This window comes from Halomonas litopenaei (genome assembly GCF_003045775.1).
Classification (GTDB): Bacteria; Pseudomonadota; Gammaproteobacteria; order Pseudomonadales; family Halomonadaceae; genus Halomonas; species Halomonas litopenaei.
Genome location: NZ_PXNS01000001.1, coordinates 609,353 through 631,113 on the forward strand (window position 1 = coordinate 609,353; position 21,761 = coordinate 631,113).

17 protein-coding genes are annotated in these 21,761 nt (G+C 65.9%); 15 read left to right on the plus strand and 2 right to left on the minus strand.

The features are described 5' to 3' along the window. The first annotated feature begins 37 nt into the window (after window positions 1-37). The 5 genes from C6W88_RS02840 (at window position 38) to C6W88_RS02860 (ending at window position 7,020) form a co-directional block, all read left to right on the plus strand. A complete protein-coding gene (locus C6W88_RS02840; RefSeq protein ID WP_181248569.1) occupies window positions 38-1,546 on the plus strand; it encodes a polyphosphate:AMP phosphotransferase in 1,509 nt (502 codons plus the stop codon). A gap of 141 nt (window positions 1,547-1,687) precedes the next feature. Next, on the plus strand, window positions 1,688-3,073 hold the full coding sequence (locus C6W88_RS02845; protein ID WP_108131389.1) for a hypothetical protein: 1,386 nt from the start codon (window positions 1,688-1,690) through the stop codon (window positions 3,071-3,073). Between the two features lie 218 nt (window positions 3,074-3,291). Then, window positions 3,292-4,557, plus strand: a complete 1,266-nt coding sequence (gene glyA / locus C6W88_RS02850; RefSeq protein WP_108131390.1) for a serine hydroxymethyltransferase — start codon at window positions 3,292-3,294, stop codon at window positions 4,555-4,557. A gap of 295 nt (window positions 4,558-4,852) precedes the next feature. Next, a complete protein-coding gene (locus tag C6W88_RS02855; RefSeq protein ID WP_108131391.1) occupies window positions 4,853-5,803 on the plus strand; it encodes an HAD-IIB family hydrolase in 951 nt (316 codons plus the stop codon). Then, window positions 5,800-7,020, plus strand: a complete 1,221-nt coding sequence (locus C6W88_RS02860; protein WP_045991048.1) for a glycosyltransferase family protein — start codon at window positions 5,800-5,802, stop codon at window positions 7,018-7,020. The genes C6W88_RS02855 and C6W88_RS02860 overlap by 4 nt, the downstream gene beginning before the upstream one ends. A 54-nt stretch (window positions 7,021-7,074) precedes the next feature. On the opposite strand, the gene dsbG is transcribed toward C6W88_RS02860, so the two are convergent. Continuing rightward, window positions 7,075-7,878 carry a thiol:disulfide interchange protein DsbG gene (gene dsbG / locus C6W88_RS02865; protein WP_231498462.1) on the minus strand — a complete coding sequence of 268 codons (804 nt, stop codon included), beginning with the start codon at window positions 7,876-7,878 and terminating at the stop codon, window positions 7,075-7,077. 158 nt (window positions 7,879-8,036) lie between these two features. Continuing rightward, window positions 8,037-9,794, minus strand: a complete 1,758-nt coding sequence (locus C6W88_RS02870; RefSeq protein WP_108131392.1) for a sugar phosphorylase — start codon at window positions 9,792-9,794, stop codon at window positions 8,037-8,039. A 193-nt stretch (window positions 9,795-9,987) separates the two neighbouring features. Between C6W88_RS02870 and nrdR the strand changes: the two genes are divergently transcribed. From nrdR to ilvD, 10 genes are all read left to right on the plus strand, one after another. Next, a complete protein-coding gene (gene nrdR, locus C6W88_RS02875; RefSeq protein WP_045993087.1) occupies window positions 9,988-10,473 on the plus strand; it encodes a transcriptional regulator NrdR in 486 nt (161 codons plus the stop codon). Continuing rightward, a complete protein-coding gene (gene ribD, locus C6W88_RS02880) occupies window positions 10,470-11,630 on the plus strand; it encodes a bifunctional diaminohydroxyphosphoribosylaminopyrimidine deaminase/5-amino-6-(5-phosphoribosylamino)uracil reductase RibD (RefSeq protein ID WP_108131393.1) in 1,161 nt (386 codons plus the stop codon). Before nrdR ends, ribD begins: the two co-directional genes overlap by 4 nt. A gap of 213 nt (window positions 11,631-11,843) precedes the next feature. Continuing rightward, window positions 11,844-12,989, plus strand: coding sequence for a bifunctional 3,4-dihydroxy-2-butanone-4-phosphate synthase/GTP cyclohydrolase II (gene ribBA, locus C6W88_RS02885; RefSeq protein WP_108131394.1), 1,146 nt, complete (start codon window positions 11,844-11,846; stop codon window positions 12,987-12,989). 121 nt (window positions 12,990-13,110) lie between these two features. Beyond that, on the plus strand, window positions 13,111-13,608 hold the full coding sequence (gene ribH, locus C6W88_RS02890) for a 6,7-dimethyl-8-ribityllumazine synthase (protein ID WP_045993084.1): 498 nt from the start codon (window positions 13,111-13,113) through the stop codon (window positions 13,606-13,608). Continuing rightward, the gene (gene nusB / locus C6W88_RS02895; RefSeq protein WP_045993083.1) at window positions 13,605-14,105 is read left to right on the plus strand and encodes a transcription antitermination factor NusB; all 501 of its coding nucleotides are present in this window, start codon (window positions 13,605-13,607) and stop codon (window positions 14,103-14,105) included. Before ribH ends, nusB begins: the two co-directional genes overlap by 4 nt. A gap of 12 nt (window positions 14,106-14,117) precedes the next feature. Beyond that, a complete protein-coding gene (gene thiL, locus C6W88_RS02900) occupies window positions 14,118-15,077 on the plus strand; it encodes a thiamine-phosphate kinase (RefSeq protein WP_108131395.1) in 960 nt (319 codons plus the stop codon). Next, a complete protein-coding gene (locus C6W88_RS02905) occupies window positions 15,074-15,547 on the plus strand; it encodes a phosphatidylglycerophosphatase A family protein (protein WP_045993081.1) in 474 nt (157 codons plus the stop codon). The genes thiL and C6W88_RS02905 overlap by 4 nt, the downstream gene beginning before the upstream one ends. Window positions 15,548-15,606: 59 nt before the next feature. Then, entirely contained in the window at window positions 15,607-16,863 is a 1,257-nt protein-coding gene (locus C6W88_RS02910; protein ID WP_045993080.1) for a DUF945 family protein, read from the plus strand. Between the two features lie 194 nt (window positions 16,864-17,057). Further along, complete coding sequence (lon, locus tag C6W88_RS02915) at window positions 17,058-19,505, plus strand: endopeptidase La (protein ID WP_108131396.1); 2,448 nt, start codon at window positions 17,058-17,060, stop codon at window positions 19,503-19,505. 290 nt (window positions 19,506-19,795) lie between these two features. Continuing rightward, on the plus strand, window positions 19,796-21,643 hold the full coding sequence (gene ilvD / locus C6W88_RS02920) for a dihydroxy-acid dehydratase (protein ID WP_108131397.1): 1,848 nt from the start codon (window positions 19,796-19,798) through the stop codon (window positions 21,641-21,643). Window positions 21,644-21,761 lie beyond the last annotated feature (118 nt).

Here is a 21,761-nt window from a genome sequence, read left to right on the forward strand (position 1 = left end):
CCTTATGAACAGGGAAGTGCGTCATGAAGGAGCGACGATGACCAGGACCAAGGTGGCAAAGGGAAAGAAGCGGGGCTCAACCAGCAACGCCTCTCGCAAGAGCGCCTCCGGCAAGACCATGTCCGCCGAGGAGTGTCAGCGGTTTCGCCTGCTGTCGGCCCAGCTGGAATTGGCCCAGCGAGCGGATCGGGCAGTGGTAGTGCTGGTGGCCGGCCACGCCGCCACCGGCAAGGGCGAGCTGATCAACCTGCTCAACCACTGGCTGGAGAACCGGTTGACCGAGGTGCACGCCCTGGTGCCCGGCGACGAGGAGCGCCGACGACCTTACTGGTGGCGATTCTGGCGGCGTCTTCCAGGGCGTGGCCGGCTCGGGGTGTTCGTCCATGGCTGGGTCGGCGATGCGGTGCTGGCGCGGGCCTCCCGCGCCTTGGGTGAGGGCGCCTACAATGACCGCATCGAACAGATGCGTCAGTTCGAGGCGGAGCTTGCCGCTGACGGAGTTCGCCTGGTCAAGCTGTGGCTGCAGATCGATGCAGACACCCAGCGACAACGACTCGAGGCCTGGGCCGCCGACCCGGCCAGTCGCTGGCAGGTCACCGACGAAAAGTGGCGCCGCCACGCCCAGCATGGCCTGCTCGATGAGCTTGCCCGCGACCTGCGTGCGCGCACCCACTGTCGCCACAGTCCCTGGATCGAGCTCGACGCGAGCCCCGGCAACGACCTGCTGCCCCAGGTGGCCGAAGTCCTCGAGAAGGTCATGGCAAGCCCTGTCCCGGCCCTCGAGCGCCCCGAGACTCCCCCACTGAATGCCATCGCTCCCCCTCGGCTCGACGCCCTCGAGCATGACGACCCGCCCCCCCGACTCAAGAAGCGCGACTACAGCGAGCGCCTGGCCGACGCCCAGGCCAGGCTGGCCCAGCTGGCGCGCAGTGCCGCGCGCCAGGGAGTGCCACTGGTGGTGGTGTTCGAGGGCCATGACGCTGCCGGCAAGGGCGGCGGCATCCATCGCCTGACCTCGGCGATGGATGCACGTCAGTACCGTGTGCATCAGATCGCTGCGCCCACCGAGGAGGAGCGCCTGCACCCGTGGCAGTGGCGCTTCTGGCATCGTCTGCCCCGCGATGGCCGGGTGGCGATCTTCGACCGCTCCTGGTATGGCCGGGTGCTGGTGGAACGGGTCGAAGGCCTCGCCGATGAGCGGGACTGGCGACGCGGCTTTGAAGAGATTCGCCAGTTCGAGGCGCGCCTGCTCGAGCACGGCACCGTGCTGGTCAAGCTGTTCCTGGCCATCGACAAGGACGAGCAGCTCGAGCGTTTCGAAGCCCGGGCCGAGACTCCTCACAAGCGGCACAAGCTCACCGACGAGGATTGGCGCAACCGCGAGCGCTGGGACGACTACCAGCAGGCCATCGACGAGATGTTCGCGGAAACTCATGCCCCTGGCGGCGAGTGGGTGCTGATCGACGCCAACGACAAGCGTCGGGCGCGCCTGGCGGTGATCGAGGAGGTGAGTCGGCGGTTGTCGGCGCGCCTGCCGCTGGATTGAGTGACCGATGTCCTGTCAACACTGCTGAAGGCCTGTCGACGGGTTCGTTCAGGCGCTACAGTGAAGGCTGACACAACTGCCGTATCGGCAAAGATCGTTGGCGTTTGCCAGGTTCTATTTTCACACCGGAGGTGAAAGTTCATGAAGTGCCGTCTGTCTTCCCGCCACGCCGTCCCTTTCGTGGCGCTGCTTTCTCTGGGGGCGAGCGTCGCCCAGGCCGACGCCGAACGTCTCGAGGCTGACCTGCGTGCGGCCCTGGAGCGTGAAGGTACCCTCGAGATCGGCGAGGTATCCGATGAGCTGCTCGGCAGCACCACCAGTGCCGAGAACCTGACCCTGACCGGCGACAGCGGCGAACGCCTGACCATCGCGCGCTACCTGGTCGAGGGCGACTACGACGCGCCGGAAGAAGTGGTGCTCGAGGACATCGAGCTGGTCGACCGGGGCGCCAGCATGCTGCTTGAGCGGCTGGTGTTCGAGGAGCCCGGCCAGCCGGTGCTCGATCTGCGTGATCTGCCCTGGGATGAAGACAACCCGCTGGCCGGGATTAGCCTGGAAGGACTGGTGATGGATCAGCGCCAGGGCAAGGTGGGGGCTGACCTTCCCTGGGGCGACTATCCCGGACGCATCGAGATCCAGAGCCTGGGCGCCAGCGACGTCAGCGCCGATGCCATCGGCAGCCTGACGCTGACCGGGATGAGCGGCTCCAGCGACAACTTCGAGGAGCTCGGGGCCGGAACCTTCTCGCTGCCGTCACTCAGTCTGACCGGCCTCAAGGGGCTTGCGAGCGACGCGCCCACGGTGGACGCCCTCGAGCTCGAGGACCTGGAGATCGCCACCGATCGCCTGGTGGCAAGCCTTGAGCATCTGGTGGCCGACGGCGACATGAACGACGGCGAGTACAGCGGGCGCATGGACAACCTGACGGTGGATCTGGCCAGGATGATCGAGCTGGCGCCGGTGGACGAGCGCACCCAGCTACGTCTGGTCAGCAACGTGCTGACCGATGGCTCCGGACAGCTCACCCTGGACGCCGACATGGACGGTACCTGGGAGGCCAGCGGTGCCAATGGCCAGGTGGCCAGCCGTTTCGAGATGACCGCAGCCGATGCCTTCCGCCTCGGCTTCGACAGTGACCTGCCGGTAAACCTGCCCAAGGGCCAGGACCCTGCGGCCTACTTTGCCGGCCTCGAGGACTGGACCGAGCTGGACACCCAGGGCGGCGACGTCTCGCTCAGTCTCAGCGATCTGGGCGTGTTCGGGCGTATCGCACCGGTGGTGGCAGCGACCCAGGGGGTGTCCGAAGACGCCCTGCTCGAACAGCTCAGGACCCAGTCCGAAGGCTTCGGCATCATGATGGGACCGCAGATCGGCGCGGTGCTCACGGGGCTGGTGCAGATGATGGCCGGCGAGGCCAGCGAGATGTCAATCGACCTCAGCCTGCCACCCAGCCGACAGCTCCAGAAGCTGGCCCAGGACCCGCTGGGGCTGCCCCAGGCGTTGTCCATGGAAGTCACGATGGACTAGGGCTTGGCCGAAGGGTCGTGGCGCCCGCCGGCGTTTCGGGCTGAGCCTGGAAAAGAGCGCCCGGTGGGCCACGCTTCAGTCTGACTGAAGCCAAGATGAGAAATCATGCAGCAGCCCATGACGGTCTTTCATGTGAAAGCGGTCATGGGCTGCGCTATGATGGCGGCCCGCTTTTCGCGATTGCCCCTTGAATCCCCCGCTGCGAGGTTATGCCGCCGATGTTCAGCCGTGATATGCAGATTGCCGGTTTCGATGATGCCCTGTTCGATGCGATGCAGAAGGAAGTCGCCCGTCAGGAGGCTCACATCGAGCTGATTGCCTCCGAAAACTACGCCAGCCCCCGGGTGATGGAAGCCCAGGGTAGCCAGCTGACCAACAAGTACGCGGAAGGCTATCCCGGCAAGCGTTACTACGGTGGCTGCGAGTACGTCGACGTGGTCGAGCAGTTGGCCATCGACTATGCCAAGGAGCTGTTTGGCGCGAGCTACGCCAACGTCCAGCCGCACTCAGGCTCCCAGGCCAACGGCGCGGTCTTCCAGGCCCTGGTCAAGCCCGGTGACACCGTGCTGGGCATGAGCCTCGACGCCGGCGGTCACCTGACCCACGGCGCCCGCCCGAACTTCTCCGGCAAGCACTACAATGCCGTGCAGTACGGCATCGACGAGTCCGGCCGCATCGACTACGACGAGGTGGCCCGCCTGGCCCGCGAGCACCAGCCGAAGATGATCATCGCCGGTTTCTCCGCCTACTCGCAGATCATCGACTGGGCACGCTTCCGCGAGATCGCCGACGAGGTGGGTGCCTGCTTGCTGGTGGACATGGCCCACGTGGCCGGCCTGGTTGCCGCCGGTGTCTACCCGAATCCGCTGCCCCACGCCCATGTGGTCACCACCACCACCCATAAGACCCTGCGCGGTCCCCGTGGTGGCCTGATCCTGTCCGCCGAGAACGACGCCGACATCGAGAAGAAGCTGCAGTCTGCGGTCTTCCCCGGTGGCCAGGGCGGCCCGCTCGAGCACGTCATCGCGGCCAAGGCGATCTGCTTCAAGGAGGCCATGGCGCCCGAGTTCAAGACCTACCAGCAGCAGGTGGTCAAGAACGCCCAGACCATGGCCAAGGTATTTATCGAGCGTGGCTACGACGTGGTCTCCGGCGGCACCGAGGATCACCTCTTCCTGCTGTCGCTGATCAAGCAGGGCCTGACCGGCAAGGACGCGGACGCGGCCCTGGGTCGTGCCCACATCACCGTCAACAAGAACGCCGTGCCCGGTGATCCGCAGAGCCCCTTCGTGACCTCTGGCCTGCGTATCGGCACCCCGGCGGTCACCACCCGTGGTTTCGGCGAGAGCGAGTGCGGTGATCTGGCTGGCTGGATCTGCGACATCCTCGACGTCATGGCCAAGGGCGAGTCCACCGAGGCCATCGAGGCCGAGGTCAAGGCCAAGGTGGAAGAAGTCTGCACCCGTCTGCCGGTCTACGGCTGAGTGCCCGGCGGGGTGACCCGCCGCTCAGGCCACCAAAGACACCCCCGAGAGCTCCGCTCTCGGGGGTGTCGTCGTTCTGGGGCTGTGTGCTTGCAGCGGGGCGTCGGCTGTCGATGCACCATTGTGGTGCCTTATCCTGCACCGGGCACGGCCGCGTCCGCCCCGGACCTGACGGGGCCTCGTTGCGCTGACGTCTACATTCCCTTCATCTGCTTGTTTTCCCGTTGCTCTTCTCAGCGATGGCGCAGCCCTTGCTTTGTATCTCGGTGAACCCTTTTGATGCGAAGGTCCCACCATGCACGCCAGCACGACTCCCCGAATCGGTGCCTTCGACGGGCCCAGGCTGCTGTTCACCGACCTGGATGGCTCGCTGCTCGACCACCATGACTACGGCTGGAAGCCCGCCGAGCCCTGGCTCGATGCCCTGCGTGAGGCCGGCGTTGCGGCGATCCCGGTGACCAGCAAGACCCGCAGTGAACTGCTCGGGCTGCGCCAGCAGCTCGGCCTCGCCGATCGCCCCTTTATCGCCGAGAACGGCGCGGTGATTGCGCTGCCCCCCAGCTGGTGTCACGCCCGACGTGAGGGACAGCCGGGCCCGGATGGCCTGGTGATCCGCACCCTCGGGGTGGATATCGGGCTGATTCGCCGGCGGGTGGCGATCTGGCGTGAGCGGCTGTCCGCGCGCTTTCTGACCATGAGCGAGATGGCGCTGGAGGACGTGGTGGCCTTCACCGGTCTGGATGAACAGGAGGCTCGCCTGGGACGCCTGCGCGAGGGCAGCGAGCCGCTGTTGTGGGAAGACGACGAAGCGCTGCTGCAGCGCTTTCGCGAGGGCCTGGCCAGTGACGGCCTGCGCATGACGAGGGGCGGGCGCTTCTGGCACGTGCTCGGCGACACCGACAAGGGCCAGGCGGTGCAATGGCTGTGCGCCCGCTTCGAGGCGCTCAAGGGCCGACGCCCCGAGACCCTGTCGCTGGGCGATGGCCCCAACGATGTCGCCATGCTCGAGGCCACCGATGCGGCGGTGGTGATTCGTGCCCGCCATGGCCTCGACGTGTCCCCGTGCCAGCCGCGCTTGTATCGCAGCGAGGCGCTGGGCCCCAGGGGCTGGGCCGAGGGGGTTGCGCACTTCTGGGGAGAGCAGGACGCGGCGGAGCCTGCCAGCAGCGCTGAGGCCGGCAGCACCGATGCCGGCGGCGCCGACGACAAGGATCATCACAAGCTGGGCGAGGAGGGTGAGGCATGAGCGATTTCCACCAGAACGGCATCATCACCGACTTTCACAACCTGACCCGGCGCAAGGTCGAAGACCTGGAGGCGGATCTGGAGCGCTTCGGCCGCCAGCGCCCGCTCGGGCTGATCCTGCCGTCATTGTACTCGGAGCTGGAAGGACCGGCGCTGGACGCCATCGTCGAGTCCCTGGCCCAGGCGAGCTATCTGTCGGAGATCGTGATCGGCCTCGATCGTGCCGACCGGGACCAGTTTCTGCGGGCACGCGAGTTCTTTTCGCGCCTGCCCCAGCACCATCGCATCCTGTGGAATGACGGCCCGCGCCTGAGCGCGCTGGACGCGCAGCTGGCCGAGGAAGGCCTGGCGCCACAGCAGCCGGGCAAGGGCCGCAATGTGTGGTTCTGTGCGGGCTATGTGCAGGCATCCGGGCGCACCGCCGCGGTGGGGCTGCATGACTGCGATATCCTGACCTACGACCGCGGCCTGCTGGCACGGCTGATGTATCCGGTGGCCCACCCACGCTTCAACTACGCCTTCTGCAAGGGCTACTACCCGCGTATCGCCGAGGGCAAGCTCAACGGCCGGGTCTCCCGGCTGATGGTGACCCCGCTGCTGCGGGCGCTAAAGATCATGCACGGGCCCTTGCCTTACCTGGACTACCTGGACAGCTATCGCTACCCGCTGTCGGGGGAGTTCTCGATGCGTACCGAGGTGCTGGACAACATCCGTATCCCCGCCGACTGGGGGCTGGAGATCGGGGTGCTGTCCGAGGTCCACCGCGACCACTCCACCAATCGGCTGTGTCAGGTGGATATCGCCGACGTCTACGACCACAAGCATCAACCGGTGTCCGCCGATGACGCGGCCACCGGGCTCAACCGCATGAGCCTGGATATCGCCAAGGCGCTCTATCGCAAGCTGGCCACCCAGGGTGTGGGGTTCTCGTCGGAAGGCTTTCGTACCCTCAAGGCCACCTACTATCGCCTGGCCCTCGATCTGATCGAGGCCTACGACCACGACGCCACCATGAACGGGTTGAGCCTGGACCGTCACGCCGAGGAGCAGGCGGTGGAGTTGTTTGCCGCCAATCTGATCGAGGCCGGTAACGCCTTTCTCGACAACCCCAGGGAGAAGCCCTTTATCCCCAGCTGGAACCGTGTGCGGGCGGCCTTGCCGGACCTGCCCGAACAGCTATATAGCGCGGTGGAGGCAGATAACGCGGGGGACGTCTAAGGGCCTGCAGCGTGCTGGCACCAGGCCCTGGTGCCAGCGCCTTGATAAACCCTGTCAGTTGGGCTCCGGCCCCATGATGGTATGGAACAGTTCTTCGCTCGGCAGGCCTTGGCTCATCTCGAGCTTGCCATCGTTGCGATAGACGATGCCCGGGGTCGCCACCATGCCGAAGCTGCGAAACAGTTCGTGGTTGCTCTGCAGGCGCTGCTCCAGGTCTCTGGGCAGTTGGCGCATGGGCTCAATCGGATCGCCGCTCTCATGGGCGCGGAGGGCGGCCTGAGGGTCATCGGCGGCCAGCATCGTGACCGCCTGGCGCGGACTTTCGGGGTCGAGGATACCGACCATCACGTGGCGTAGCTGGACCTGGCCGCTTTCGACGAAGGGCCGGCTCTGCTGCCACAGGCGGGTGCAGTAGGGGCAGTTGGGATCGGTGAACACATAGACGATGCGCTCGGCGTCGGGATCGCCGTCGGCGATCCAGGCGCTGTCCTCAAGGCTCTGCCAGGTGGTCTCGTCCTGGGGGCCGCGTACCAGGCGCTCCAGCGGCGCCTCCGACAGATTGTTGGCGTCGGCATCGATCAGATTGCCGACGATGGCGTGCTCGCCATCCTCGGTGACGAAGATGGTCATCGGCTGTCCGCGATGGCTGGCGGCGAAGCCGCTGAGTCCACCCGGCGCGTCGAATTCACCGTGCACCTCAAGACCTTCCTCTTCCAGCGCTTCGATGGGGGCGGGGTGGTCCTCTGCCTCGACGCTGGACAGTGGCATCAGGCCGAAGGCCACCGCCGCCAGGGTCATGAAGGAACGCTGATGGCGGGGCAGGTCGGGGAGGCGGGGCAGTCGGGGGCGGCGGGGCATGTCGTTACTCTCCGGCATCTTGTAGGACGAATCCCGCGACAAGCGAGAATCACTCGCACTAGGACAGCAGCAAACGCCATCGGTTCGACCGCTGACGTCGCCGGGCAGTGAAAGCGCCAGGGCCGCGCTGTTGTGTGATACACCGAGCGCGCGGTGGCTTATCTGTCGGTGCGCACCAGCCACAGTGAACGATAGGGGGCCAGGGTGTCGACGGGCCGCCAGGCGCCTCCTTCCAGCAGGTCCTGCCAGCCGGACTGGTCGAGGCCGTCCAGTACCAGTGGCTGAGGCCGATCGGTGACGTTGTGAATGGCCAACAGTCGACGGCCATCGTCCAGGGGGCCGCGCTGGATCGCCAGCAGCTCCGGTGGTGTGGGGATGACCGTCTGGGCCGCATCGGGGTGGAAGCAGGGTTCCCTGCGACGGATCTCGAGGCGTCGGGTGAGGGCGAAGAACACCTCGCGGGTCGGCGTGTGACGGCTGTCCAGCAGAGGTTCCAGCTCCTGGCGGTCCCAGCGCTTGCGATTGATCGAACGCAGGCGCCCGCTGCGTTCGACCCCGTCGTGGTCGTTCTGGGTGGCGGTCAGGCAGTGCAGGTAGACGCCGGGGATACCCTTCAGCACCAGCATCAGGTGCTGGCTCAACAGGAAGCGCTCGACCTGCCACGGGTCGGGGCCGCGCCGGGTGCCGCTCATGGCGTCGAACCAGGTGATATTGAGCTCGTAGGGGCTGTCGCTGCCGTCGGCCTGCCGGCGCATGCTGACGAAGCCACCGAAGCGCTGCATCAAGGAGACCAGGGCGTCGATCTCGTGGCCTTCCAGCCAGCCTTCCAGCGGGCGCACGCCAATGCCATCGTGGCTGGCGGTGAAGTTCAGATAGCTGCAGCCGGCGGGGAGCTCGGGCAGGCTGTCGAGCCAGCGCGCCAGGGTGCCGGCCTCGCCACTGGTCAAGGTGTGCAGCAACAGAGGTGGCAGCGGAAACTGGTAGACCAGATGGGCCTCGTCGGGCGGCGTGTCCTGTCGCTCAAGGCCGAAGTAGCTGATGTTCTCGGCGTGGGGCACATTGGTCTCGGTGATGATCAGGGTGCCGGGGGCGACGTGGTCGACCACCGCCCGCAACAGCCGCACCACCGCGTGGGTCTCGGGAAGGTGGATACAGCGGGTGCCGGGGCGTTTCCACAGGAAGGCGACGGCGTCCAGCCGGACGATGCGGGCGCCCTGCTGCAGGTAGAACAGCAGGATGCCGACGAATTCGATCAAGACGTCGGGGTTGGCGAAGTTGAGGTCGATCTGGTCCTCGGAGAAGGTCGCCCACAGGTGGCGAACGCCACGGCGGGTGCTGACGGGGACCAGCAGCGGTGAGCTGCGCGGACGCACCACCTCGCTGAGATCGGTATCGGGGTCCATCTCGATGAAGTAGTCGCGCCCGGGCAGGTTGCCGCCGAGATAGTCGGCGAACCACAGCGATTCCCGCGAGACATGGTTGAGCACCAGGTCCACCATCAGATCATGGTGGCTGGCCAGGCGCCGGATATCGCGCCAGTCGCCCAGTTTCGGGTCGACCTCGCGATAGTGGATCACCGAGAAGCCGTCGTCGCTGCTCCAGGGGAAGAAGGGCAGCACATGGACACCGCTGAAGACGGTCTTCAGGCGCTTGCTCAGGAACTCATCGAGTACCGCCAGGGGGGGCTTGTCGGCATCCAGCAGCGAGTCGCCATAGACGATCAGCCACTGGTCCTGCTCGCTCCACAGCGTCTGGCGTGCACCATGACGGTGCCTCAACCCGGCCCCCTGCGCTTCGATCAGGCGCAGCAGACGGCGCAGGACCTCTTCGCTGCGTGCACCATAGAGAGGCGCGAGCAGCTCTGCGGCACGCTGGCGAAAGTCGTCGGGTTCCAGGGGGGAGAGGTGGCTTGCCATGGTGTCCTCCGCAGGCGTGGGGGCGCCTTGCCCCGTGAGCGCTCGCCATTTCATTGACGGCTAGAAAGAAAGTATCAAGCACAGGGCGTGCCAACTCAGCTGAAATCGCGGATGACCTGGGCCATTGCGCTGGGCGGGGCAGGCCTCAGCCGTTACACTATGGCGACATATTTTTCCTGCCGGACTGTCCGCTATGCATTGCCCCTTCTGTGGCGCCCAAGAGACCCGAGTGACTGACTCCCGGCTGGTCGCCGAAGGTGATCAGGTGCGCCGACGGCGGCAGTGTGCTGGCTGCGGTGAGCGCTTCACCACCTACGAGACCGCTGAACTTATCATGCCACGGATCATCAAGGCCGATGGCTCGCGGGAGGTGTTCGACGAGATCAAGCTGCGGGCCGGCATGCTGCGGGCGCTGGAAAAACGCCCCGTCAGCGCCGAGTCGATCGAGGCGGCGGTGGAACGTATCCGCCAGAACCTGCGCGCACGGGGCGAGCGCGAGGTCCAGGCGCGGGTGGTCGGTGAAGAGGTGATGAATGCCCTGAAGCGCCTCGATCAGGTGGCCTATATCCGCTTTGCTTCAGTCTATCGACGGTTTCAGGATATCGACGAATTTCGCGCCGAGATCGACCGCCTGGCCCAGGAGCCGAGTTTCTCGCCCGACACCGGGGAGAGCACATGAATCCGACGGACATCACGGCAGGCCAGGATGAAGCCTGGATGGCCAGGGCATTGAAGCTGGCCGAACGCGGTCGCTACACCACCATGCCCAATCCGAGGGTCGGTTGCGTACTGGTCAAGCACGGCAAGCATCTGGCCGACGGCTACCATCAGCGCGCCGGGGAGCCCCACGCCGAGGTCCATGCACTCGAGGCTGCCGGTGAGCACGCCCGAGGCGCCACCGCTTACGTGACGCTGGAACCCTGCTCTCACCAGGGGCGCACAGGGCCTTGCTGCGATGCCTTGATCAAGGCCGGTGTCGCCAGGGTGGTGGTAGCCATGCAGGATCCCAATCCTCAGGTGGCGGGACGCGGTATCGCACGCCTGCGTGACGCCGGGGTCGAGGTAAGGCTCGGTTGCCTCGAGGCGGACGCCCAGGTATTGAACGCCGGCTTCGTGTCGCGCATGACCCGGGGGCGTCCACGGGTCAGCCTCAAGCTCGCCATGAGCCTCGACGGCCGTACCGCCATGGCCTCCGGCGAGTCCCAGTGGATCACCGGTGCCGAGGCTCGGCGTGACGTCCAGCGGCTGCGGGCTCAGAGCTGCGCCATCCTCACCGGGGTGGATTCGATCATCTTCGACAACTCGCGGCTGACGGTGCGTGCCGATCAGCTCGGGCTCGATGACGCCGAAGTCATCGCCCGACGCCAGCCGCTTAGGGTCGTGGTGGACTCGCGCCTGCGCATGCCGCTGGCCGCGGCCTGCCTGAGCGAGCCAGGGGAGACGCTGGTGGTCTGCGTCGAGGGCAGCGAATCCCCTCGCAGAGACGCGCTGATGCGCTCCGGCGCGCGGGTGCTGGAGATGCCTGCAGGCGACGACGGCCGCGTCGATCTTGGCGCGCTGCTCAAGTGGCTCGGTGACGAGGGCGGCTGCAACGAGCTGTTGGTGGAGACCGGCGCGACCCTGGCAGGTGCCTTGATGGATGCCTGTCTGGTGGACGAGTTGCGTCTTTACATGGCGCCGACCCTGCTCGGCTCCGACGCGCGCGGGCTGATGGCGTTGTCGGGCATCGAACGCATGGCCGAGCAGCGGCCTCTGGAAATTCTCGATATCCGTGCCCTCGGCAAGGACTGGCGTATTCTGGCGCGCCCGGCGCTGGCCGCCTGCGCCGAGCACTGACCCGACGAAAGTCACCGGTGCCCGGGATCGTAGTAGCGGGGCTTCATATAAGCGGCGCCCGACGCGGAGTCGCAGTGGCCGATCTTGATATAAGCGGCGCCCGACGCCCTGTCTGGTCTTTGTCTTTGACTGGCGCCCGACGCCGCGCCACGGTACCCTGACGCGGTTTCTGGCCGCCGTCGCGAGTGGCCATTTTAGATCCAGGGAGCATACATGTCGCAGTCTTCCAGCGGGGGCCTGGCCCCTATTGCCGAACTCGTCGAGGATATCCGCCAGGGCCGCATGGTGATCCTGATGGACGACGAGGATCGGGAAAACGAAGGTGACATCATCATGGCCGCCGAGAAGGTCGAGGCCTGGCACATCAACTTCATGGCGGTTCACGCCCGTGGTCTGATCTGCATGCCGATGACCCGGGAGCGCTGCGAACAGCTCAAGCTGCCGCTGATGGTGCAGGACAATGGCTCCGGTTTCGGTACCAAGTTCACCCTGTCCATCGAGGCCGCCGAAGGCGTCAGCACCGGCATCTCCGCTGCTGACCGCGCACGCACGGTGCAGGCCGCCAGCGCGCGCAATGCCAAGGCAGAAGACATCGTCCAGCCCGGCCACATCTTTCCGCTGATGGCCGAGCCCGGCGGCGTGCTCAGGCGCGCCGGCCACACCGAGGCGGCCTGCGATCTGGCCGCCCTGGCCGGTTGTGATCCCAGCGGTGTGATCTGCGAGATCATGAACGACGATGGCAGCATGGCCCGACGTCCTGAGCTCGAGCGCTTCGCCGAGACCCACGGGATCAAGATGGGCACCATCGCCGACCTGATCCACTACCGGATCCACAACGAGCAGACGGTAGAAGAGGTCGAGCGACTGCCGGTGACCACCGCCTACGGTGAGCTGACCGCCCACGTCTTTCTCGACCGCACCCACAAGGTGCACCACCTGGCGCTGGTGAAGGGCTCGCCGAGTCCGGACAGCGTGACCACGGTGCGGGTGCATCTGGCCAACGAGATGCGTGACCTGATGTGCCTGGTCAAGGGCGAGGACGCCTCCTGGCGCGCCCACCAGGCGCTGGAAGAGGTGGCGCGGGCCGAGCAGGGTGTCTTCGTGCTGCTCGATGACATGCGTCCGCATCAGGACCTCAACGATATGCTGCAGGTGTTCCTGGAGCGCCGCCGCACCGCTCGCGGCAGCGAGTCCGACGGCGCCGGCAACTACCTGACCATCGGAACCGGCTCCCAGATCCTGCGCGAGCTCGGTGTCGGCAGGATGCGTCTGCTGAGCTCACCGTGGAAGTTCTCCGCGCTGTCGGGTTTTGATCTCGAGGTGGTGGACATCGTCTCGCCAGGTGATATCAGCGGTTGATTCACGCCGGGCGAGGCAGTAATGCTGGCGTCCGGTGTTTCGGTTTTTACCAGGGGACAGGCCCTTTGACAGGGTCACCCCGACTACCGGCCCCAGGCCGGTACATTCAGGAAGATTCAAGATGCAACCTATTTCCCAAGTCGAAGGCAGCTTCGTCGACGTCCAGGGCCGCTACGTGATCGTCGTGGGCCGCTTCAATCACCATGTGGTAGATAGCCTGGTCGAGGGCGCGGTGGACAGCCTGGTGCGCCACGGGGTGGACATGGAGATGATCGACATCGTCCACGTCCCGGGCGCCTGGGAACTGCCGCTGGCGGTCAAGCGTGTGCTCGCGGTGGCGCGTCCCGACGCCGTGGTCGCGCTCGGCGCGGTCATTCGCGGCGGTACCCCGCACTTCGAGCACGTGGCCGGCGAGTGCAATTCCGCGCTGTCGCGGCTGCAGCTGGAGTTCGATACCCCGGTGGCCAACGGTGTGCTGACGGTCAACTCCATCGAGCAGGCCATCGAGCGGGCCGGCACCAAGGCCGGCAACAAGGGCGTCGAAGCCGCCATGGCCGCCATGGAGATGGTGTCGCTGCTGCGTCATTTTGGTGACGATGCCGAGGAGACCCCCGCATGAGCCGCGAACAGCGTGCGCCCAGCAAGGCCCAGCAGTCTCGCCGTGCGGCTCGCGAGCTGGCGGTGCAGGGACTTTATCAGTGGCAGATGACCGACAAGTCCATCACTGCGGTCGAGGCCGAATTTCGCAGCCAGGTGCCCGATGACGACCTGGAGGTGCACGAGAACTGGCTCAAGGTCATGGAAATCGCCGATCTGGCGCTGTTCCATGAGCTACTGCACAACGTCGCACGCTACCGCAAGGAGCTCGACGCCTCCATCTCGCCGCTGCTGGACCGCCGCCTCGAGGACATCGACCCGATCGAGCTGGCGATCCTGCGCCTTGGAGCCTACGAGCTGTCCAAGCGTCTGGAGGTCCCTTATCGGGCGGTGATCAACGAAGGGGTCGAGCTGGCCAAGTCCTTTGGCGCCACCGATGGCCACAAGTACATCAACAGCATTCTCGACAAGCTGGCCATCAAGCTCAGAAGCGCCGAGGTCAGTGCCCGTCGCCGCTGAAGGTCGCGCCTGATGTACGGAGAATTCGAACTCATCGAGCGCTGGCTGGCACCCACGACGGGCGAGCCCGGCAAGGCCTCCGGCGTCTCGCTCGGGGTGGGTGACGATGCCTGCCTGATGCGCCCTGCGCCAGCGCACGAACTGGTGGTCAGCGTCGACACGTCGGTGGAAGGGCAGCATTTTCCCGAAGACGCACCGCCGCAGGCGCTGGGGCATCGCGCCCTGGCGGTGAGCCTGAGTGATCTGGCCGCCATGGGCGCGCAGCCGCGCTGGTGTCTGATGGCGCTGACGTTGCCCGAGGTGGAAGAGCAGTGGGTGGCAAAGTTCGCCCAGGGCTTCCATGCTGTGTGCGACGAGGCGGACATGACCCTGGTCGGGGGCGACGTCACCCGGGGCCAACGCGCCGTCAGCGTCACCGTGATGGGTGAGGTACCCACGGGCGAGGCGCTGCGTCGCGACGGTGCCCGCGCCGGCGACGTGCTGGCGGTCACCGGTGCGCTGGGTGGCGGCGCCGGGGGACTGGCGGCCTGGTACGAGGGTCAGCGAGATCTCGAGTCACCGCTGCTTGCCCGCTACCTGTTGCCCCAGGCGCGCTGGCAGGCAGGTCTGGCGCTGCGGGGACTGGCCAGCGCGGCCATCGACGTCTCCGACGGCTTGCTTGCCGACCTTGGTCACCTGCTGAAAGCCAGCGGTGTCGGGGCGCGTCTTGACGCCGAAGCGCTGCCTCTGGCCGAAGGGCTCGTAGAGGCCCTCGGCACCGAGGCGGCCCGAGAGGCCGCCCTGACCGGCGGCGACGACTACGAGCTGGTCGTGGCGCTGCCGTCGGCGGCGTTCGATCGGGCCCGCCTGGCACTGGCGGAACTGGGGCTCGCCTTCGTTGCCATCGGCCAGGTCACCGCGTCGCCGGGGATACAAGGGGTGAATGCCTCTTCGCTGCCGGGGTGGCAACATTTCCACGGAGGGACATCGTGAACAAAGCACCGGCTAGCGTGTGGCGTCGACCGACCCATTTTCTTGCCTTCGGGCTGGGCAGCGGGGCGGCGCCCTTTGCCCCGGGGACCTTCGGGACCCTGGCGGCCATTCCCTTCTACTGGCTGTTGTCCGAGCTGACCCTGGGCTGGTACCTGGTGATGATCGCCATCACCTTCGTCTGGGGTGTCTGGCTGTGCGACAAGACGTCCCGGGACCTCGGCGTGCACGACCACTCCGGTATCGTCTGGGACGAGTTTGTCGGCTACTGGCTGACCATGGCGGCGGTGCCCTTTTCGTGGGAAGCGGCGCTGTGGGGCTTCGTTGTCTTTCGCGTATTCGACGTGATCAAGCCCTGGCCCATCCGCTGGGCCGATCGTCGCGTCGCCGGCGGCTTCGGCATCATGGTCGATGATGTCATGGCCGGCGTTTACTCCTGGTGCACCATGCACCTGTGGTTCTGGCTACACTGAACAGCGTATCGTCACGCCGACGGGGGCAGGGAGGCTCCTCTCGGCAGAGAGGGCAAGGAATGCGCAAGGAACGATGGATCGTACCGGTGGTGGTGGTGCTGGCGCTGGCCTGGGCGGTGGCCCAATATATCGCCAGTCTGCTGTTCGAGCGCGAACTGGAGAGGGCGCTTGCCGATCTCGAGGCGCGCGGTGACCTGCGAATCTCGCGCGACGACGTGGAGCAGGGCTGGCTGCGTTCCTCCGGCGTGTTGCATGTGGCTCCCCTGATCGGTCACGCCTGGCATCTTGCGATTCCCTATGAGGCACGCCACGGCGTACTCGATACCAGCGTCTTTGGCCGGCTCGACGTACACGTCGGCGACGCCGACCGGCGCCTGTTCGGTGATGCCATGCCGGCAAGCCCGCCCCGCTGGGAAGCTCACTACCGCACCCTGGGGGGCACGCTGCAGGGGGAGTTGCGGCTGGCACCATTTCTCATCAGTCAGTCGCCGTCCGGTGAAGCGCCTCGCTCGCTGCAATTCTCCGGTGGACGTATCGCCTTTGACGGAGTCTATGGCGACTGGCGCACCCAGGTGCTGCTGGAGGCGATCGAGTTGCGCGATGGAGACGCGGTGCTGGAAATCGGCCCGCTCCATCACGAAAGCCGTTACGCCTATACCCCCGGGGCCCTGCACTTCACCCAGCAGGACAAGCTGACCCTGGACGCCGTCAGTCTGCGTCACCCTCAGGTCAACCTGGATGGCACCGAACTGGTGCTCGAGGCCCGCACCCTGCTGGATGACAGCGAGCTGAGGCTGCAGAGCACCTTGACCATCGGTGAGGTGCGCTCCGGCGACGACATGCTGGTGGACGGCGAGGTCAGTCTGGAGTTGTCTCGCATCAACGCCGAGGCGCTGCGTTCGGTGGTGGCCCTGGCGCGTCACAAGACCGCGCTAGGCACCGTCTCGCTCGAGGACGCCGAGGCCTACTCGGCGATGGATCGCGCCCTGGCCCAGTTGCTCAAGGACTCACCGCGTCTGGATCTGAAGGACGTGGATCTCGACAGCCCCATGCTGGGACTGAGTCTAAAGGGCGAGGGCGTGCTGGTGCTGGACCCCCGAGATCTTGCGTCGCTGAGCCTGCTGTCGCTGGATCGCCCCGAGATGCGCGAGCGCTTTCGCCAGCGCCTGGACGGAGACTTCGAATGGCGTGATCCGCCGGCCGTGGTCGCGCTGTGGCTGGGGTTGCCGCTGGATACCTCGATGCTGGGCATCGACGTGGTCAAGGGGCGACTGCGGGTCAACGGACGTCCGTTACCACCGCTGCTGGGTGGTTGAGCGGACTCCGTTCACACCGTCAGAAGAGCCACCAGATTCCTGTCCTCTGAATTCCCTCCCGGCCGGGCCCGGCAGCGTCCCCGATGGCGTCACTCTGCTGCTATCCTCCTGTCACGCCTTGAACTTGGTCGTGGTCGCCCGCATTGCTGATACCCAGACGGGCAAGACGCCCCCTACTTCAGGATGAGGACACCATGAGCGATGATCGCGATCCCCGGTCCGACGATCTGGACTGGATTCCCATGAGTGGCGACGCCGAAGACGGAACCGCGGACGGCCTGGCCGATGGCGAGCAGGTCCAGGGCCATGCGGTGATTCCTGCCAGCGCCTCGCTGCCGGAACGGCTTTACCTGTTGCCGATTCACAATCGTCCCTTCTTTCCCGCCCAGGTGCAGCCGCTGGTGATCAACCGCGAACGCTGGTCCGAGACCATCGAGCGGGTCGCCAATACGCCCCATGACACCGTCGGTCTCGCCTTCGTCGGAGAGGCCGGTGTCGAGGAGCTGTCCTACGAGGACTTTCCGACCATCGGCACCGCGGTCAAGGCCCACAAGCTGCAGGGCGAGGACAACCAGATCCAGTTCATCGCCCAGGGCGTGCGACGCTTCAAGATCGAGCGCTGGCTGTCGCGCACCCCGCCGTTTCTGGTCGAGGTGTCCTACCCTCGTGAGCCGGTGGACGCGGAGGAGGACGAGACCCGCGCCTACGCCATGGCGCTGATCAACGGCATCAAGGAACTGTTGCCGATCAATCCGCTGTACGGCGAGGAACTCAAGCACTACCTCAATCGCTTCAGTCCCCACGAGCCGGGCCCGTTGACCGACTTCGCCGCCGCCATCACCTCCGCCCAGGGGCAGGAGCTGCAGGACGTGCTCGCCACGCTGCCGGTGGTGCCGCGGATGCAGAAGGTACTGCCGCTGCTGCGTAAGGAGATCGAGGTAGCGCAGCTGCAGAGCGAGATCAGTGAGCAGGTCAACGCCCAGATGCAGGAGCGTCAGCGCGAATTCTTCCTGCGCGAGCAGCTCAAGGTGATCCAGCGCGAGCTGGGCATCTCCAAGGACGACCGTGAAAACGACGTCGACACCTTCCGCGCGCGCCTCGAGGGCCGCGAGGTGCCCGAGCGGGTGCAGGAACGCATCGACGACGAGCTGGCCAAGCTGTCGGTGCTCGAGACCGGTTCGCCCGAATATGGCACCACCCGCAACTATCTGGACTGGCTGACGGCCATGCCCTGGGGCCAGCGCAGCCAGGACCAGCTGGACCTGGCCCACGCCAGACAGGTACTCGACCGCGACCATGACGGACTCACCGACGTCAAGGAGCGGATCGTCGAGTTCCTCGCCGAGGGCACCTTCAAGGGTGACGTGGGGGGCTCCATCGTGCTGCTGGTGGGACCACCAGGTGTCGGCAAGACCTCCATCGGTCGCTCCATCGCCGAGGCGCTCGGCCGTGAGTTCTATCGCTTCTCGGTGGGTGGCATGCGCGACGAGGCCGAGATCAAGGGCCACCGGCGCACCTACGTCGGCGCCATGCCCGGCAAGCTGGTCCAGGCGCTCAAGGAGGTCGAGGTCGAGAACCCGGTGATCATGCTCGACGAGATCGACAAGATGGGCCAGTCCTTCCAGGGCGATCCGGCCTCGGCCTTGCTCGAGGTGCTGGACCCGGAGCAGAACGTCGACTTCCTCGACCACTACCTGGACGTGCGTCTGGATCTGTCCAAGGTGCTGTTCGTGTGCACCGCCAATACCCTGGATTCCATCCCGCCGGCGTTGCTCGACCGTATGGAGCAGATTCGCCTGTCGGGCTACATCGCCGAAGAGAAGCAGGCCATCGCCAGGAACCACCTCTGGCCCAAGCTGCTCAAGCGCGACAACATCCCCAAAAAGCGTATCAATCTGACCGCCGCAGCCCTGCGCCAGGTGGTCGAGGGCTACGCCAGGGAGGCCGGTGTCAGGCAACTGGAGAAACAGCTGCACCGGATCGTGCGCAAGGCCGCCGTCAAGCTTCTGGAGAACGACCAGGCGACGGTCAAGGTCTCGCTCAAGAACCTCGAGGAATTCCTCGGCGCCCCACTGTTCCGCAAGGAAAAGGTGATGAAAGGGCAGGGCGTGGTCACCGGCCTGGCCTGGACCTCCATGGGCGGTGCCACCCTGTCCATCGAGGCCGGCAAGGTGCACGGGCTGGATCGCGGCTTCAAGCTCACCGGCCAATTGGGCGACGTGATGAAGGAGTCGGCCAACATCGCCTACAGCTATGTTCAGGGGCACCTGACCGAGTACGGCGCCGATGCCGGCTTCTTCGATGCCTCCTTTGTTCACCTGCACGTGCCCGAAGGCGCCACCCCCAAGGATGGCCCCTCGGCGGGGGTGACCATGACCACGGCGCTGCTGTCACTGGCGCGTCATCAGTCCATCGAGCGCAACCTGGCGATGACAGGCGAGCTGACGCTGACCGGACAGGTGCTGCCGGTGGGGGGGATCCGCGAGAAGGTCATCGCCGCGCGCCGCAGCGATATCTTCGAGGTGATCCTGCCCGAGGCCAATCGGCGCGACTATGACGAACTGCCGGAGTACCTCAAGGACGGCATGACCGTGCATTTCGCCAATCGCTACAAGGACGTCGCCAAGGTGGTATTTGGCTAACGACGGCACTTCGGCGCATTTCGCCGACCGCTCTCGTCGGCCACTGCAGGGATGTCGCCAAGGTGGTGTTCGCCTAACGGCAATATGACGGTGCATTTCGCCGACAGTGAGCCGTCAAGCCGTTCCGGATCGGGCCCGAGGCCGCATGACGCGGTTCTCGGGCCCGTGGCGTGATGGCCTGTGCAAGGCTAGTCAGTGCCGTCTGTGCGTGACAGAATCGACAGTCTGGACACGCGACACCGCCCGGTTGCCTTCTGCATCACGGGTGGACGAAAAATGACGAGGATTCCATGCCTGAGTATCGCTCCCGTACCACCACCGCCGGTCGCAACATGGCCGGCGCTCGCGCCCTGTGGCGCGCCACCGGCATGAAGGATGGCGACTTCCAGAAGCCGATCATCGCGGTGGCGAACTCCTTCACCCAGTTCGTGCCGGGCCACGTTCACCTGAAGGACATGGGCCAGCTGGTCGCCCGTGAAATCGAAAAGGCCGGCGGTGTGGCCAAGGAATTCAACACCATCGCCGTGGACGACGGTATCGCCATGGGCCACGACGGTATGCTCTATTCGCTGCCGAGCCGCGATCTGATCGCCGACAGCGTGGAGTACATGGTCAACGCCCACTGCGCCGACGCTCTGGTGTGCATCTCCAACTGCGACAAGATCACGCCTGGAATGTTGATGGCCGCCATGCGCCTCAACGTGCCGGTGATCTTCGTCTCCGGCGGCCCCATGGAAGCCGGCAAGACCAAGCTGCTGGATCACGGCCTGGACCTGGTGGACGCCATGGTCATGGCCGCCGACGATTCGGTGGACGAGGAAACCCTGAACGAGGTCGAGCGCAGCGCCTGCCCCACCTGTGGCAGCTGCTCCGGCATGTTCACTGCCAACTCCATGAACTGCCTGACCGAGGCGCTGGGTCTGGCGTTGCCGGGCAACGGCACGGTGCTGGCCACCCACGCCGATCGCCGCCGCCTGTTCGAGACGGCGGGCGAGCGCATCGTCGAGCTGGCCAGGCGCTACTACGAAGGTGACGAAGCGCACCTGCTGCCCCGTGCCATCGGCTCCAAGGCGGCGTTCAAGAACGCCATGACCCTGGATATCGCCATGGGCGGCTCCACCAACACCATCCTGCACCTGCTGGCCGCCGCCCAGGAGGCAGGCGTCGACTTCAACATGATGGACATCGACCGGCTGAGCCGCGAAGTCCCTCAGCTGTGCAAGGTGGCGCCCAATACCCAGAAGTATCACATCGAGGACGTGCACCGGGCCGGCGGCATCATGGCGATCCTCGGCGAGCTGGATCGCGCCGGAGTGCTGGATACCTCGGTGCCCACGGTCTACGGCGACAGCCTCAAGCTGGCCCTCGACGAGTGGGACATCATGCGCAATCCGTCGGCGGAGGTGGTCAACTTCTTCAAGGCCGGCCCCGGTGGTATCCCGACCCAGACGGCGTTTTCCCAGAGCGCCCGCTGGCCGAGCCTGGACGGTGACCGCGCCACCGGTTGTATCCGCGACTACGAACACGCCTTCTCCAAGGAGGGCGGGCTCGCCGTGCTGAAGGGCAACATCGCTGAGAACGGCTGTGTGGTGAAGACCGCCGGCGTCGACGACAGCATCCTGGTGTTCGAAGGGCCGGCCCACGTGGTCGAGTCTCAGGATCAGGCGGTGGAACATATCCTTGGCGACAAGGTGAAGGAAGGCGACGTGGTGGTGATCCGCTACGAAGGCCCCAAGGGCGGCCCGGGCATGCAGGAGATGCTCTACCCGACGTCCTATCTCAAGTCCAAGGGGCTGGGCAAGGGCTGCGCCCTGCTCACCGACGGACGCTTTTCCGGCGGCACCTCAGGGCTGTCGATCGGCCACGTCTCACCGGAGGCCGCCGCCGGCGGCGCCATCGCTCTGGTGGAAAACGGCGACCGTATCCGCATCGACATCCCCGCTCGGACCATCAATGTCCTGCTGGACGACGCCGAGCTTGCCGAGCGCCGCCAGCGCCAGCAGGAGCGCGGCAAGGATGCCTGGAAGCCGAGCATTCAGCGTCTGCGCAAGGTGACTCCTGCGCTGAAGGCCTATGCCTTGTTGGCCACCTCGGCTGACATGGGCGCGGTGCGCGATCTGGAAAAGCTTGACGACTAATATCTGCGCTTTTTAGCACAGAGTAGCTCGATGAAGGCCGGCATACGCCGGCCTTCATCGTTGATGGCGTCCAGCGCTCAGGCGACTCGCTTGAAGAAATGAGCGACCGATCAGCGAA

Bases quoted from the DNA above. Each gene is read 5' to 3' on its own strand.
- ribBA (WP_108131394.1), top strand. From the start codon at position 11,844: ATGTCGCAGTCTTCCAGCGGGGGCCTGGCCCCTATTGCCGAACTCGTC.
- ribD (WP_108131393.1), top strand. From the start codon at position 10,470: ATGAATCCGACGGACATCACGGCAGGCCAGGATGAAGCCTGGATGGCC.
- ribH (WP_045993084.1), top strand. From the start codon at position 13,111: ATGCAACCTATTTCCCAAGTCGAAGGCAGCTTCGTCGACGTCCAGGGC.
- thiL (WP_108131395.1), top strand. From the start codon at position 14,118: ATGTACGGAGAATTCGAACTCATCGAGCGCTGGCTGGCACCCACGACG.
- C6W88_RS02845 (WP_108131389.1), top strand. From the start codon at position 1,688: ATGAAGTGCCGTCTGTCTTCCCGCCACGCCGTCCCTTTCGTGGCGCTG.
- C6W88_RS02840 (WP_181248569.1), top strand. From the start codon at position 38: ATGACCAGGACCAAGGTGGCAAAGGGAAAGAAGCGGGGCTCAACCAGC.
- C6W88_RS02855 (WP_108131391.1), top strand. From the start codon at position 4,853: ATGCACGCCAGCACGACTCCCCGAATCGGTGCCTTCGACGGGCCCAGG.
- glyA (WP_108131390.1), top strand. From the start codon at position 3,292: ATGTTCAGCCGTGATATGCAGATTGCCGGTTTCGATGATGCCCTGTTC.
- lon (WP_108131396.1), top strand. From the start codon at position 17,058: ATGAGCGATGATCGCGATCCCCGGTCCGACGATCTGGACTGGATTCCC.
- C6W88_RS02910 (WP_045993080.1), top strand. From the start codon at position 15,607: ATGCGCAAGGAACGATGGATCGTACCGGTGGTGGTGGTGCTGGCGCTG.
- nusB (WP_045993083.1), top strand. From the start codon at position 13,605: ATGAGCCGCGAACAGCGTGCGCCCAGCAAGGCCCAGCAGTCTCGCCGT.
- dsbG (WP_231498462.1), bottom strand. From the start codon at position 7,878: ATGCCCCGCCGCCCCCGACTGCCCCGCCTCCCCGACCTGCCCCGCCAT.
- C6W88_RS02870 (WP_108131392.1), bottom strand. From the start codon at position 9,794: ATGGCAAGCCACCTCTCCCCCCTGGAACCCGACGACTTTCGCCAGCGT.
- ilvD (WP_108131397.1), top strand. From the start codon at position 19,796: ATGCCTGAGTATCGCTCCCGTACCACCACCGCCGGTCGCAACATGGCC.
- C6W88_RS02860 (WP_045991048.1), top strand. From the start codon at position 5,800: ATGAGCGATTTCCACCAGAACGGCATCATCACCGACTTTCACAACCTG.
- nrdR (WP_045993087.1), top strand. From the start codon at position 9,988: ATGCATTGCCCCTTCTGTGGCGCCCAAGAGACCCGAGTGACTGACTCC.